This is a genomic window from Streptomyces inhibens, assembly GCF_003389455.1.
GTDB lineage: Bacteria > Actinomycetota > Actinomycetes > Streptomycetales > Streptomycetaceae > Streptomyces > Streptomyces inhibens.
Genome location: NZ_QUAC01000143.1, coordinates 1 through 14,181, shown reverse-complemented (window position 1 = coordinate 14,181; position 14,181 = coordinate 1). Strand labels below are relative to the sequence as shown.

At 70.7% G+C, this 14,181-nt stretch carries 11 protein-coding genes, 1 tRNA gene and 1 pseudogene; 8 read left to right on the top strand and 5 right to left on the bottom strand.

What is annotated here, in order from left to right:
* Nucleotides 1–1,148: 1,148 nt before the first annotated feature.
* From DY245_RS18390 to DY245_RS18380, 3 genes are all read right to left on the bottom strand, one after another.
* Nucleotides 1,149–1,877, bottom strand: a complete 729-nt coding sequence (locus tag DY245_RS18390) for a nucleotidyltransferase family protein (RefSeq protein WP_128508348.1) — start codon at nucleotides 1,875–1,877, stop codon at nucleotides 1,149–1,151.
* Nucleotides 1,878–1,907: 30 nt separating this feature from the next.
* Nucleotides 1,908–2,324 (bottom strand): hypothetical protein, encoded by a 417-nt coding sequence (locus DY245_RS18385; RefSeq protein ID WP_128508347.1) that lies wholly within the window; start codon nucleotides 2,322–2,324, stop codon nucleotides 1,908–1,910.
* A gap of 263 nt (nucleotides 2,325–2,587) precedes the next feature.
* Entirely contained in the window at nucleotides 2,588–3,724 is a 1,137-nt protein-coding gene (locus DY245_RS18380; protein WP_128508346.1) for an ABC transporter ATP-binding protein, read from the bottom strand.
* A 178-nt stretch (nucleotides 3,725–3,902) separates the two neighbouring features.
* Here DY245_RS18380 and DY245_RS18375 point away from each other — a divergent pair.
* A tRNA-Thr gene (locus DY245_RS18375) sits at nucleotides 3,903–3,976 on the top strand.
* Nucleotides 3,977–4,398: 422 nt separating this feature from the next.
* A complete protein-coding gene (locus DY245_RS18365) occupies nucleotides 4,399–5,757 on the top strand; it encodes an FG-GAP-like repeat-containing protein (RefSeq protein ID WP_128508345.1) in 1,359 nt (452 codons plus the stop codon).
* A gap of 290 nt (nucleotides 5,758–6,047) precedes the next feature.
* Here the strand turns inward: DY245_RS18365 and DY245_RS18360 are convergent, their stop codons facing one another.
* Nucleotides 6,048–7,520, bottom strand: a complete 1,473-nt coding sequence (locus DY245_RS18360) for an amino acid permease (RefSeq protein ID WP_128508344.1) — start codon at nucleotides 7,518–7,520, stop codon at nucleotides 6,048–6,050.
* Nucleotides 7,521–8,133: 613 nt separating this feature from the next.
* Between DY245_RS18360 and DY245_RS18355 the strand changes: the two genes are divergently transcribed.
* From DY245_RS18355 to DY245_RS18345, 3 genes and pseudogenes are all read left to right on the top strand, one after another.
* Entirely contained in the window at nucleotides 8,134–8,883 is a 750-nt protein-coding gene (locus DY245_RS18355; protein WP_220377909.1) for a class I SAM-dependent methyltransferase, read from the top strand.
* Nucleotides 8,884–9,002: 119 nt separating this feature from the next.
* Nucleotides 9,003–9,676, top strand: a pseudogene (locus DY245_RS18350) (DUF1295 domain-containing protein).
* Nucleotides 9,677–9,753: 77 nt separating this feature from the next.
* Nucleotides 9,754–10,434, top strand: a complete 681-nt coding sequence (locus DY245_RS18345; protein ID WP_181923741.1) for an alpha/beta hydrolase — start codon at nucleotides 9,754–9,756, stop codon at nucleotides 10,432–10,434.
* Between the two features lie 38 nt (nucleotides 10,435–10,472).
* On the opposite strand, the gene DY245_RS18340 is transcribed toward DY245_RS18345, so the two are convergent.
* On the bottom strand, nucleotides 10,473–11,438 hold the full coding sequence (locus DY245_RS18340; protein ID WP_128508343.1) for a helix-turn-helix domain-containing protein: 966 nt from the start codon (nucleotides 11,436–11,438) through the stop codon (nucleotides 10,473–10,475).
* A gap of 110 nt (nucleotides 11,439–11,548) precedes the next feature.
* Between DY245_RS18340 and DY245_RS18335 the strand changes: the two genes are divergently transcribed.
* The 3 genes from DY245_RS18335 (at nucleotide 11,549) to DY245_RS18325 (ending at nucleotide 14,161) form a co-directional block, all read left to right on the top strand.
* On the top strand, nucleotides 11,549–12,322 hold the full coding sequence (locus DY245_RS18335) for an SDR family NAD(P)-dependent oxidoreductase (protein WP_128508342.1): 774 nt from the start codon (nucleotides 11,549–11,551) through the stop codon (nucleotides 12,320–12,322).
* A gap of 14 nt (nucleotides 12,323–12,336) precedes the next feature.
* Entirely contained in the window at nucleotides 12,337–12,975 is a 639-nt protein-coding gene (locus tag DY245_RS18330; RefSeq protein WP_128508341.1) for a DsbA family oxidoreductase, read from the top strand.
* Between the two features lie 85 nt (nucleotides 12,976–13,060).
* Nucleotides 13,061–14,161 carry an aminopeptidase P family protein gene (locus tag DY245_RS18325; RefSeq protein ID WP_128508340.1) on the top strand — a complete coding sequence of 367 codons (1,101 nt, stop codon included), beginning with the start codon at nucleotides 13,061–13,063 and terminating at the stop codon, nucleotides 14,159–14,161.
* Nucleotides 14,162–14,181 lie beyond the last annotated feature (20 nt).

Genomic DNA, 14,181 nt, shown 5'->3' with positions numbered 1-14,181 from the left:
TGGGGTGGGGGTGGGGGGCTCGCTGGTTGTTGGGCGGTGTCTGCGCCACGCTGCCCCGCCCCGCCTGTTTGGCCCGCCGCCCATCCGTGTGTGTCTTTTCCCGCCGGCCACCCTCGTCTGTTTTTCCCGCCGCTCACCGACAACCGATTGCCCCGTTGCTCACTCCCGTCTGTTTTTCCCACCGCCCGCCCACAACCGGTTGCCCCGCCGCTCACCCCGAACCGGTTGCCCCGCCGCCCATCCGTGCCTGTTTGCCCCACTGCCCCCATCCTTGCGCCGCCGCGCCCCGCCTGTTTGCCCCGCTGCGCCCCGCCTGTTTGTCCCGCTGCCCCCATCCTTGCCCCGCCGCGCCCGCCTGTTTGCCCCGCTGCCCCCATCCTTGCCCCGCCGCGCCCGCCTGTTTGGCCCGCTGCCCATCCCCGGCTGTTTGGCCCGCTGCCCATCCCCGGCTGTTTGGCCCGCTGCCCATCCCCGGCTGTTTGCCCCGCCGCCCCCAATCTTTTCCCCGCCGCCCACCCCCCTTCGGGGGGTGGGCGGGTGTAGTGAGCGGGTGCGGTACGTGGGTGTAGTGGGCGGGCGGTGTGCGTCGGCGCAACGCGTGGGCGTAGTACGTCGTCGGCGCAACGCGTGGGCGTAGTACGTCGTCGGCGTAGCGCGTGGGCGTAGTACGTCGTCGGCGTAGCGCACCGGCGTAGTACGTCGCCGGCGTAGCGCGTGGCTCCGCGTTCGGGGCAGGCAGCGGCGGAAGCCCGAAGGCCGGCGGCCGGCAGCGAATGACCTCGGGACGGACGGGCGGCAGCGAATGACCTCGGGACGGACGGCTAGGCGGACGGTCGGACGGCCGGGGAGGTCACCTTCGGGCCAGGCAGGCGAGGGCCGACGGCCTGTGGTGGCCTGGGGGGGGGGAGGCCGCGTACAGTGCCTCCGCCGCCCGTACGTGGCGGCTCCGCGCCGTACGGAGCCCGGAGTCTCGCAGGGATCCCAGGGACCCCCGGGGACGACGTGCGGGGGCCTCACAGGCCCAGTGGTGGCGTCGGAGCCACAGAAGCCACCCCACAGCCCCAGTCAACGACGTACGGGACTCACACGGGCTTCCAGGGCGCCTCAGCCCCTCAGCCCTCCAGCCGCCGGATGCTGCCCACCGCCCCTCAACGCCCCTGCGCGCTCAGCTCCTTGGCGGCCTCGATGAGGTCCTTCGCCGTGTCGATGGCGCGCCAGTAGGCCCCCTGGGGGAGCGGGAAGCCGGCCAGTCGGCGTTCGCGGGCGAGGCGCGGGAAGGTGGTGCGCTCGTGGTCGCCGCGGGTGGGGAGCAGATCCGCGAAGGCGGCGGAGAAGACATAGACGCCGGCGTTGATCAGATACGGCGAGGGCGGCGACTCGATGAAGTCCAGGACATGCCCGAACGCGTCGGTCTCCACGGCGCCCCAGGGGATACGGGGGCGGGCCAGCGCGAGGGTGGCCTCGGCGTCGCGTTCGTAGTGGAAGGCGGCCATCTCGCGGAGCGGGAAGCGGGTCCAGATGTCGCCGTTGGTGGCGTACCAGGGCTCGTCCGGGCGGGGGAGTGAGCCGGCGGCGTACTTGAGGCCGCCGCCGCGGCCCAGCGGCTCGGTCTCGACAACGGTCGTGACGCGCAACGGCAGTTGGGCCTGTGCCAGCCAGTCCTGGAGCACCTCGGCGAGGTGGCCGCAGGAGACGACGGCGTCCGTGACGCCCTCTTCGGCCAGCCAGTTCAGCTGATGGCCGATGATCGGGGTCCCGGTGCCGGGGATCTCGACCATCGGCTTGGGGCGGTCGTCGGTATACGGGCGGAGACGTGAGCCCTGGCCACCGGCCAGGACCACGGCCTGCGTGGGGTACGGATGCGGGGCGCCTGTCATGGTTCGCACCCTATGCGGTGCGAGTGGGGGTCACTGGGCCGCGGCGACGCCGGTGGCGAAGGAGGTGTCGCAGACCGGGCGGGAGTAGGCCTGGGCGCGGTGTGCGGCACCGTACTTGGCGACCGCGGCACGGCCGAGGTCACGGGCGATGGACACGCAGTGCTTGGCCAGTGAGGGCCGCTTGGTGGTCGCCTCCTGGAGGTGGGTCAGGGCGACGCCGGGATCCTCCTTCTGGAGCTCGACGAGGAGGCGCCGGCGCAGGGCCTCCTCGGGGGCGCGCGGGCTCGCCTTGGTGGCGGCCTTGCCGGAGGACGCGGTCAGCACCTGCGAGTCGGTGGCCGTCGACGCCCATGGGACCCGGGTGACCGCGAGGGTTCCCGACAGCACGAGGACAACGGGGAGGACGAGGGCGAGAGTTCTGCCAATGTGGCGGGCTGCGGAGTTCACGGTCGAGATGGTAGCGAGCAGTGATGATTTGGCGACATTTGGTCACCTTATCGGGGGACGTAATGGCTAGTCGGTGCGGTTGTGATGTTGACGCACTGGTACGAAAAGCCGGTTCTGTCCCTGCGGGGGCGACCATGCGTTCGCCGGACGCTCCCCGGAAACGCAGCGGCGGCGAGGCCGGTAACTACCCGCCTCGCCGCCGCTCTACTCCCACATCCGCTCAGTGGGGCCGCGCACCCGCCTCAGCGGGTCGCACACCCACCTCAGTCGGTGAGACGCTCCCCGGACGACGTCGAGAACACATGCGTCTCGCCCGGCCGCGGCACGACGTGCAGCTGGGTGCCCTTGGCCGGGACCTGGCGGCCGTCGACCCGTACGACCAGGTCCTTGACCTCGCCGCCGACCTCCGCCGTGCCGTACACATAGCCGTCGGCGCCGAGCTCCTCGACGACATTGACCGTGACGGCCAGACCGGCCGGCGCGTCCGCGGTCTCCTTGGACAGCGACTTCGCGGCGGCGCCGTTCTGCTCGACGATGTCGAAGTGCTCGGGGCGCACGCCCACCGTCACCGTCCGGTCACCGTTGTCGGCGGCCGTGGACAGCGCCTCACGGTTGACCGGCACGACGCTGTTGCCGAACTTCACACCACCATCGGTGATCGGCACCTCCACCAGGTTCATCGCGGGCGACCCGATGAAGCCCGCCACGAACAGGTTCGCCGGACGGTCGTACATGTTCCGCGGCGAGTCGACCTGCTGGAGCAGCCCGTCCTTGAGGACGGCGACGCGGTCGCCCATCGTCATGGCCTCGACCTGGTCGTGGGTGACGTAGACCGTCGTGATCCCGAGCCGGCGCTGCAGCCCCGCGATCTGCGTACGGGTCTGCACGCGCAGCTTCGCGTCCAGGTTGGACAGCGGCTCGTCCATGAGGAAGACCTGCGGCTCACGCACGATCGCCCGGCCCATCGCGACGCGCTGCCGCTGACCACCGGACAGCGCCTTGGGCTTGCGCCCCAGGTACTCCGTCAGGTCCAGGATCTTGGCCGCGTCCTCGACCTTCTGCCGGATCTCGGCCTTCGGCACGCCGGCGATCTTGAGCGCGAAGCCCATGTTGTCGGCGACCGTCATGTGCGGGTAGAGCGCGTAGTTCTGGAACACCATGGCGATGTCCCGGTCCTTGGGCGGAAGGTGGGTGACATCGCGGTCCCCGATGCGGATGGCGCCTCCGTCGACGTCCTCCAGCCCCGCGAGCATCCGCAGCGAGGTGGACTTGCCGCATCCGGAGGGGCCGACCAGGACGAGAAATTCGCCGTCCTCGATCGCGATGTCCAATCTGTCGACGGCGGGCTTGTCGGAACCCGGGTAGATACGGGTTGCCTGGTCATACGTGACCGTAGCCATGGTGATGAGTCCCTTCACCGGCAGGAACGTGCCGGACGATCCGAGTAAAAGGAGTGATGTGGTCCACCGCTGTGGACTCCGCGTGACGCTACCTGGGGCGGGCGCCCGTGTCAGTAGCCCTGCACTCACGAATTCGTGAGACCGGCACCCGGTGCGCCTGGGTACACTTCTTCCGCACGCCTCCTTAGCTCAGCTGGCCAGAGCACCGCTCTTGTAAAGCGAAGGTCGTCGGTTCGAATCCGACAGGGGGCTCTGCTCAGGGATGCTGTGAGCTGCGGGTCTTTCCGTGGGAGCGTTCTGGTCGGCCCCGGACTCCTCGTCCGGGGCCGACTGCGTGAGCGGTGTGTGGGCGGTGCGGGGGCGGATGGGGCGGCGAGCTCCGGCACGGCAGGCTCGTGTGCGTATCCGGGGTGATCGCGATATGGGGGAGTGGTCGAGCATCTCCTGAATGGCCTTCAGGTCGGCTCCGGCCGTGTGGGCGACGGTCGCGGCGCCGGGGCGCAGGTTGCAGATCGCGGCCGAGGATGCCGGGTGCCTCCAGCCCCGAACATTTCTTCGTTCCCCCTGCAACCTTCGCTCCTCGCCCGCTGTCTCCTGTTCGTCAACCGACTCGTGTCGCTGGGGCATCTCCTGGCACACGGGCGGTCGCACGGAAATATCGGGAGAGACATTTCATGCGCATTCGCCCCGCAGCCTGCGCGGCGCTCCTCGTGGCGGCCCTCGTCCCCGTCTTCACGGCACCCGCCGCGAGCGCGGCCGCTGCCAAGTACGCGGACGACTTCAACGGCGACGGCTACCGCGACTACGCCACCTACTCGCCTGGCCACAGCCCGGGCGGCGGCGTCCTGATCACCTTCGGCACCGCCACCGGGCCCGGCACCCGGACCCAGGTGATCGACCAGTCCAGCCCCGGCGTCCCCGGCGCCGACGAGGACGGCGACCTGTTCGGCGGTGTCATGGCCCCCGCCGACTTCAACGCCGATGGCTACGCGGACCTGGCGGTGACGGCGTACGGCGAGGACATCGACGGGCGTACGGAACAGGGCTCCGTCACCGTCCTGTGGGGCAGTGCGGGCGGCCTCACCGGCGGCACCGCGATCCCCAACATGGGCGCCAAGCAGTCCGACGGCCACTTCGGCCGGGACCTCGCCGCCGGAGACTTCAACGGGGACGGCAAGAAGGACCTCGCCGCGATCAGCGCGGGCAAGACCTATGTCTACCGCGGTTCCATCACCCCTTCCGGTGTTGCCGGTTCGGTCTCCACCCTCGACAAGTCGTCGTCGAGCTTCGCCTCCAGGTCCCTTGTCGCCGGCAACATGAACGGTGACTCCAAGACCGATCTGGTGATCGTCGGGCTCGTCGACGCCCCGGACGACTTCGGTACGGACGCCTGGTTCATCAAGGGCGGCTCCACGCTGACCTCGGGCAAGACCCTGCGCCTCGTCACGAACTACGGGGACGCCGGCGAAGAGGCAGGGGTGATCGCCGACTTCAACAAGGACGGCTACGGGGACCTCGCGGTCGGCACCATGATGTACGGCGGTGACCAGGGCCGGGTGTCGCTCTGGTACGGCTCCTCCACCGGCCCCGCCACCAGCGCCCGCATCACCCAGGCCACCAGCGGCGTCGCCGGCACACCCGAGGCCGGCGACATGTTCGGCTCCTCCATCTCGGCCGCCGACGTCAACGGCGACGGCTACAAGGACCTGGCGATCGGCGCGTTCGGAGAGAAGATCGACAAACAGACGACCGAGGGCGGCGTCCATGTCCTGCGCGGCAGCGCGAACGGCATCACCGGCACCGGCTCCCAGTGGTTCGCCCGCAACACCCCCGGCGTACCGGGCTCCGTCGCGTGGAACGACTGCTTCGGCTCCACCGTCCGCCTCCGCGACACCGACCGTGACGGCCACGCCGACCTGTATGTCACCGGCATCGTCGACGGCTCGCTCCGCCTCCCCGGCACGGCGTCCGGTATCACCACGACCGGCGTCTCCTCGGTGAACACGGAACTCATCGAGGGCATGCTCCAGTAGGAACGCCCCCGCTTCATCTGTTCCCGGGCGGGCGGTTCTGCCCGCCCCAAGGGCACCGGTAGAGGATTTCGGGGGTGTTCCCGGCTCACGGCGTTCTCCCAGGCGATCACCGCCGAGGGCGCTGCGGTCTGCTGGTTGCCCACGCCCACGCCCCCCGCCGCTGTGCGTCTCTCGGGGCCGCCGTGCAAAGCCGACGGGGCGCCCAGGCGGCTGTGCCTGGGCGCCCCGTCAGGGAATGTGACGGCGTCGAGGGCCGTCTACCGGGACCTTAGGAGCCCGTGCCGTGCCGTTCAGCCGCGGGGCTGTCCGGTGGTCTCCAGCTGCTTGTCCTGGGGCGTCACCTTCGCCGCGATGTGCGGGTTGCGCGACTTGAGGACGGCCCAGCCGATCGCCAGGCACACGGCCCAGCCGGCACCCACGTACAGCGACACGCGGCTGTCCGGGTCGATGGCGATCAGCCCGGTCACCAGGAGCAGGAACGCCACCGCGATCCAGCTGCACACCGTGCCGCCCGGCGCCGGGAAGGACGAGGCGGGCAGACGGCCGGCGACGACCGCGCGGCGGTAGAGGATGTGGCTGACGAGGATCATCAGCCAGGTCCAGATGCCGGCCGCGGTGGCCACCGAGGTGACGTAGCCGAACGCCTTCTCCGGGACGACGTAGTTGAGGACCACGCCGATGCCCATGAGGGCGGCGGAGAGGGTGATGCCGATGGCCGGGGTCTTGGTGGAGCTCAGCCTGCCGAGCGCCTTCGGGGCCTCGCTGTTGGCGGCGAGGTCGCGGAGCATGCGCCCGGTGGAGTACATACCCGAGTTGCAGGACGACAGCGCGGCGGTCAGTACGACGAAGTTGATGATCGCCGCACCGGCCGGGATGCCGATCTTCGCGAAGGCGGCCACGAACGGGCTGACGCCCGGCTGGAACTCCGTCCACTTGACGACCATCAGGATCACGCTCAGCGCACCGACGTAGAAGACGATGATGCGGAACGGCAGCGTGTTGATGGCCTTGGGCAGGGTCTTCTCCGGGTTCTCGGACTCACCCGCGGTGACACCGACGAGCTCGACGGCGAGGTAGGCGAACATGACGCCCTGGAGGGTCATGAGGCTGGAGCCGATGCCGTTGGGGAAGATCCCGTTGTGGGCCCAGATGTTGGAGACCGCAGCGGTGTCTCCCGCCTGGCTGAAGCCGAAGGTGACGACGCCGAGACCGATCACGATCATGCCGACCAGCGCGGTGACCTTGACCATCGAGAACCAGAACTCGATCTCACCGAAGATCTTCACGGAGATCAGGTTGGCCACGTACAGCACGACCAGGAAGACCAGCGCGGTGACCCATTGAGGGACTTGCGGGAACCAGAAGTGCACGTAGATCGCGGCGGCCGTCAGCTCGGCCATGCCTGTGACGACCCACATGAGCCAGTACGTCCAGCCCGTCACGAACCCGAAGAACGGACCGAGGAACTCGCGGGCGTACTCCGCGAAGGAACCCGACACAGGGCGATACAGGAGCAGCTCGCCGAGTGCCCGCATGATGAAGAAGACGATCACGCCGGCGAGGGCGTACATGAGGATGAGGCTGGGCCCGGCCTTCGCGATGTTCGCGCCCGCGCCCAGGAAGAGGCCGACGCCGATGGCGCCGCCGATGGCGATCATCTGGACCTGACGGCTGCCGAGACCCCGCTCGTAGCCCTCTTCCGGTGTGGTGCCCGAGGCCCCATTGCCGTCGCCGAGGTTCGTGTCGACCTGCGTTGAGGTCATGTGTGGTGCGCCTTTCCGCTCCATGCCGACCCGCGCCTCGCTTGGCGACGGATCGGGTTTCGATCCCCCCGGATGCTGATGGAGTTGCATGCCGGCGATCGGCCGACTCAAGCGCCCCCTACGCGGACATGGGTGACGTCCGTCAGGCGGTCGTGAAGATGTACCACGGGTGAAAATCAGCCAGCGTGGCGCGGGTCACAGGGTGAATCGGTCAAAAGCTCACATGACCTGGCAAATTGTCGATTGCGGTAATGGAATCGTTATTCGATCCGAGCAACCTGCTGGGTGACATCGAGGCATCACCGATGCTCCGCGTCGGTCGCTGAACGGGCTTTGTGGATCACATCGGGCGCATTGCCGGCCACTATGACGGCGAGGTAACGCAGTGTGACCAGCGGGGCGGGGTCGGCAGCCGTCGGCCGGGACGCAGGGGCGCGTCCCCGATGGCTGGATCTAGACGTTTACGAGATCTGGACGTTTACGAGATCTGGACGTTCAGAGGTCGGCGGGTTCGGCCCTGGCGGGCGGATCGGCCGTCACATCGGGATGAGCGGCAGGCCGAAACCGAGCCGAGCGGTTCTGCCTCGGGCGGAACCCCGGGCAGGGTCGGCTCGTGTGGGCAGCCATTGCAGGAACGGCCGCCCAGGCCCCTGGGCGGCCGGGCCGGGGCGCGGAGGTGGAGATGGTGTCGATGGCGGCGTACGACGAGATCGCTGACTGGTACGAGACCGAGTTCCTCGCCCGCCCGCGCGCCGGCACGGGGGACGGTCACCCTCTGGGCCTTGACGTGCTGCTGGACGATCTTCTCGGTGAAGGCAGCGGCACCTGCCTGGAGATCGGCTGCGGCACCGGCGTCCATGCGGACCGGCTCCGCGCGCTGGGCTGGACCCCGGTCGGCGTCGACCTCTCCGGCGGGATGCTTCGCCATGCGCGTGACCGGCTGCCGGTCGCGCAGGCTGACGCCGGGCGGTTGCCGGTCCGGGACGGTTCTCTGCCGGCCGTCGTCGCGGTGATGGTCCACACGGACATGCCCCGATATCCGGAGGTGCTGCGTGAGGCCGCCCGGGTCCTGCGTCCGGGCGGCGTGTTCGTGCACATCGGGGTCCACCCCTGCTTCTGCGGCGGGTTCGCCGACCGCGGTGACCTCGATGCGGTGGTCATCCGCCCCGGCTATCTCGACGGCCACTGGACCAAGGCGTCCTGGACGGACAAGGGCGTGCGCGACAAGGTCGGCGCCACCCATCGTCCCCTGCCTGAACTGCTGCACGCATTCCTCGACGCAGGCTTGACGCTCGATCAGTTCGCCGAGAGCGGGGCACCTACGCCGGCCGTACTGGCGATCAAGGGCGCCAAGTCCCGGTGATCCGGCGGAAAGACAAGCCAAGTGGCTCAAGCCCAGTGGCTGACGAACGGCGGTCCCAGCCCGTGCCGAGGACGGTGTACGAGCTCGACGAGGTGTAGCCGCCGTCCGCGCATTTGCCCGTGTGGCGGCGCAGTTCACCGGCCGCCGCCAACCTCGCGGCGGCGGCCGGCGCCGCGTTCGCCGTCATGCTCACCACATTCGCGCTCGCCCTGGCCAAGGGGGTGCACCGGGTGGCCAACACCGCCTGGGGCGTGGCATTCACCGCGGTGGCCCTGGTCACGTACGCGATGCCGGCCGGCCACGGCGCCAGCGGACGACGGCTGCTGATCACCGTCCTCACGGCGGTGTGGGTGCTGCGGCTGGCCGTCCACATCGCCCGGCGCGGGCGCGGCCACGGCGAGGACCCCCGCTACGACCGCATGCTCGCCAAGGCCCCCGGCAGCCGCGAGGCCTACGCGCCGCGCTACCGGCCCCGCCGGGCACCGGCGCCGTCCTCGGCGGGCTGTTGTGGGCCGCCGGCTTCGCCTTCGAGAGCGTCGGCGACCACCAGCTCGCCCGCTTCAAGGCCGACCCCGCGAACGGCCGCATCATGGACCGCGGCCTGTGGGGCTGGACCCGGCATCCCAACTACTTCGGTGACTTCCTCGTCTGGTGGGGGCTGTACGTACTGGCCTGCGGCGCCCCGCAGACCGCCGCGGTTTCCCTTGTCTCCCCGCTGGTGATGACATACCTGCTGGCCTACGGCAGCGGCAAGCGGCTGCTGGAGAACCACCTGGCCGACCGCCCCGGCTAAGCCGCCTACACCGCCCGTACCAGTGGCTTCGTACCGTTGCCACCACACCGGCACCCCCATCAGGAGGCACAACGGCGATGAGGCCGATCCCCTACGGACTCACCGGCCCCGGCAGCGGGGACGGGCGGCGGGGCGCGCACCGCCCGCTGGAGATGGCCGGCGCCCCGGACACCGCACGGGCCGCGGTGGTGCTCCTGCACGGCGGGCGGGCGGACGGGCTCGCGCCGCCGCCAAGGCTCAATCTGCCCGCACTGCGGATGCGCCCCTTCGGAGCCGCCGTCATACGCACCCGTCGGGAGCGGAACCTGCTGCTCGCGACGGTGCGCTACCGCTGCCGGGGGTGGAACGGTTCCCAGGCCGACGCCGCCCGGGACGCCCACGAGGCACTGGACGAACTGGCCGTCCGGGCACCTGATCTGCCGGTGGTGCTCGTCGGCCACTCCATGGGCGGCCGGGCAGCCCTGCTCACCGGCGGCCACCACGCGGTGCGCGGCATCGTCGCCCTCGCCCCCTGGTGCCCGCCCGACGAACCCGTCGCCCAACTACGCAACCGGACCGTCGCCCTGCTGCACGACCCGCACGACCGCATCACGAGCGCCGACGACACCTGGGCGCTCGGCGCACGCGCCCGGCAGTCAGGCGCCCGGGTCCACGAATTCGCCATGCCTCGCGGCGGCCACACGATGATCCACGGCGCCCGCCACTGGCACCGGCTGACCGCCTCCCTCGTCGCCGCCATCGTGGACGGGGCACCGTGAAAGCACAGCGCCCTCCGGCAGGAACGAATACCCCCTGGTCAGGGATTCGGTCCCGCTTGTACGGCGAAGGCCGTCGGTTCGCCTCCGGCAGGGGCTCCCGGCGGTGAGCAGTGCGCTTGTCCCGTCGGGGGCGGCGCGCTGTGTGCGGTGATGGGGGCTGTGGCGAGCTGCGCGAGTTTGGCGGCGGCTTCGGTGTGGGGGGCGGCGGTGAGGAGGACCAGGCGGAGGTCGCTGTCGGGGGCGGTGAGCAGGTCGCAGTCGAGGGTGAGGGGGCCGAGGGTGGGGTGGTGGACCGTTTTGGTGTCGGCGGAGTGGGTGCCGACGATGTGGGAGGCCCAGAGGTCGGCGAAGCGGGGGCTGAGCCGGCGGAGGTCGGTGATCAGGGAGCGGAGGGTGGGGTCGGCGGGGTAGCGGGCGGTGGCCGCTCGCAGGTCGGCGACCGTGGCGGCTTCGAAGCGGGCGGTCTGTTCGGGGGTGTGGCTGATGCGGTCGGGGAGTCCGGTGAAGTGGCGCCAGAGGATGTTGCGTTCGCGTGCGGAGAGGGCGGCGGGGTCGCCCACCAGGGCTGCGTAGAGCGGGTTCCAGGTGATGAGGGTCCAGGTCGCGTCGTAGACGCCGATGGGGGTGCCGGACATCTGGTCGAGCAGGCGGCGGAGGCCGGGGGTGAGCCGGGCCTCGATCCGGTCGTGGGCGGGTGGGGGCTGTCCGGCCAGGAGGAACAGGTGGTGGTGCTCCGCCTCGGAGAGCCGTAGGGCCCGTGCGAGGGCGGTGAGGATCTGGGCGGAGGGGGAGGTCGCGCGGCCCTGTTCCAGGCGGACGATGTAGTCGACCGAGACGCCGGCCAGCAGGGCCAGTTCCTCGCGGCGCAGGCCGGAGGTGCGGCGGGTGCTGCCGGGGGCGGTGGGGAGGCCGGTGGTGTCGGGGGCGAGGCGGGTGCGCCAGAGGCGTAGGGCGGTGGCGAGGGTGTCGCCGTTGTTCTCGGGTGCGCTCCGGCTGCCGGTCATGGGGTCAGTATCGCGGCGGTGGGAGGGGGCGGCGGGGCCGGCCTGGTATTGGCGTTCCTAGGAAGAGCCGTGTCCTTCCTGTCCGTTGGCGGGGTGGAGAGGGTGGGGGCATGACGAAGACGAGAAGTGCTGAGGGTGTCGGTGGGGCGTGGGGCGGCGGCGGTGGCCGTGCGAGCGGGAGGGTCGCGGTGGTCACCGGGGGGAACAAGGGGCTGGGGCTGGAGGCCGGGCGGCGGTTGGTCGAGGCCGGGCACGAGGTCTATCTGGGGGCGCGGGATGCGCGGCGCGGGGAGGAGGCCGCGCGGCTGATCGGTGCGCGTCCGTTGTTGCTGGACGTCAGCAGCGAGGCATCCGTGATGGAGGCCGCGAAGCGGGTACGGGAGGAGGCCGGGCGGCTCGATGTGCTGGTGAACAACGCCGGTGTCGCCGGGTCCGGACGGCCGGCCCGGGAGGTCACCGCGGACGAGATGCTGGCGGTGTACGACACCAATGTGTTCGGAGTCGTTCGGGTTCTGCACGCCTTTCTGCCGTTGTTGGAGGAGGGTGCGGCGCCCGTGGTGGTGAATGTCAGCAGCGGGCTGGGGTCGCTGGCCGTGACCGCGGATCCGGCGGGCCATACGGCGGTCGTGCCGACGTGGCGCCCGGTGCCGGCGTACAGCTCGTCCAAGGCGGCGCTGAACATGCTCACCGCGCAGTACGCCCATGCCTGCCCGACCGTCAGGATCAATGCCGTCGACCCCGGACACACCGCCACCGACCTCAACGGCCATACGGGTGCGCAGACCGTCGAGGAGGGCGCCGAGATCATTGTGCGGATGGCCTTGATCGGTGCCGATGGGCCGACTGGCGGGTACTTCGCGGTGGGCGGGCCGCTGCCGTGGTGAAGGGCGGGAGGGCTGTGCGGCGCCCGCGTCGCCGGGTGGAGATCGTCGCGGATCTGGTCTGTGTCCACGGGTATCTCGGGTTCACCCGGTTCCTGCGGGCCGCACGGCGCTATCGGGACGGCGGCGGCGAGGTGGTGACCGTGTTCCGGCCGTACCAGCTGCGGCCGGATGCGTCGGCCGCCGGCGAGCCGCTGTTCGAGGAGCACAAGCGGGACCGCGGTGAGGCGTTCGCCCGCGCGGTCGCGGCGGACACGTCCATCGGCGCGGCGGACGGCCTGGAACTGAACTTCGGGCGCGCCGTGTTCACCAACACCTTCGATGCCCATCTGCTGCTGTCCCGGGCGTCCGCCCAGGGGAAGGGCGAGCGGATGGCCGAGCGGCTGTTCCGGGCGTATTTCACCGACGGGCTGCACATTGCCGATGCCGAGACGCTGCGGCGACTGGCCGGTGAGGTGGGGGTGGCCATGGGGGACCCGGGGGACCCAGGGGCCCTGGGGGACGAGCGCGGCAGGGAGCGGCTGCGTGCCGAGCTCGACCGTGTGCGGCGGCTCGGACTGCCGTCGGTGCCGGCCTTCCGTTTCGAGGACGGTCCCGTCCTTGTGGGGGAGGACGCCGCGTCCGAAGAGCGCTTCCATGCGGCACTGGAGGGATGAAGTGGGCTGAACGGGCGTGTGGGAGACGGATTTTGACACGACGGAGGGGGCATATCGGCGTAAGTTCACCGGCATGGTGACTTCGATGACGCAAGAGGACTACGAGCGGCGCATGGAGCGGGCGGGCCGGGCCGCCGCCTATTCCGGGCTGGCCGGGCTGATCGTGACGCCGGGGCCGGACCTGGGATGGCTGTGCGGCTACCGGCCGACCGCCTCCGAGCGGCTGACCGCTCTGGTGGTCGAGCCGGGGCGGCGGCCGCGGCTGCTGGTGCCCGTACTGGAGCGGCCGGATGCGGAGCGCGCCTCCGGGGCCGGAGGGCTGGAGGTGTCGGGGTGGACCGATGGCTCGGATCCGTATGCGGAGATCGCCAAGTGGGTGGAGCCGAACGGGCGTTACGGGGTGTCCGACTCGACGTGGGCGCTGCATCTGCTGGGCCTGCAGCGGGCGCTGCCGGGCAGCGGGTACGTCGCGCTGACGGAGTCGCTGCCGATGCTGCGCGCCGTCAAGGACGCCCATGAGGTGGCGCTGCTGGCCGCGGCCGGGGCCGCCGCGGATGCGACGTACGAGCAGATCCTCGGGGTGCGCTTCGGCGGACGGCGGGAGTCCGAGGTGGCGGCCGACCTGGCGCGGCTGCTGATCGAGCACGGGCACAGCCAGGTGGACTTCACGATCGTGGGGTCGGGCCCCAATGCCGCCAATCCGCACCACGAGGCGGGGGACCGGGTCATCCAGGACGGGGACATGGTGGTGCTCGACTTCGGTGGTCTGAAGGACGGCTACGGGTCGGACACGTCGCGGACCGTGCACGTCGGGGAGCCGGGCGCCGAGGAGCGCAAGGTGCACGACATCGTGCGGGAGGCGCAGCAGGCGGCGTTCGAGGCGGTGCGGCCGGGCGTCGCATGCCAGGACATCGACCGGGTCGCCAGGAAGGTGATCAAGGCGGCGGGGTACGGCGAGTACTTCATCCACCGGACCGGGCACGGCATCGGGGTGACCACGCACGAGCCGCCGTATCTGGTCGAGGGCGAGCATCTGCCGTTGGTGCCCGGGATGTGCTTCTCGCTCGAACCGGGGATCTATCTGCCGGGGCGGTTCGGTGTGCGGATCGAGGACATCGTGACGTGTACGGAGTCGGGCGGGCGGCGGCTGAATCAGACGGCGCGGGAGATGGCGGTGGTGCAGTAGGGGGAGGGGCGGGGGATGAG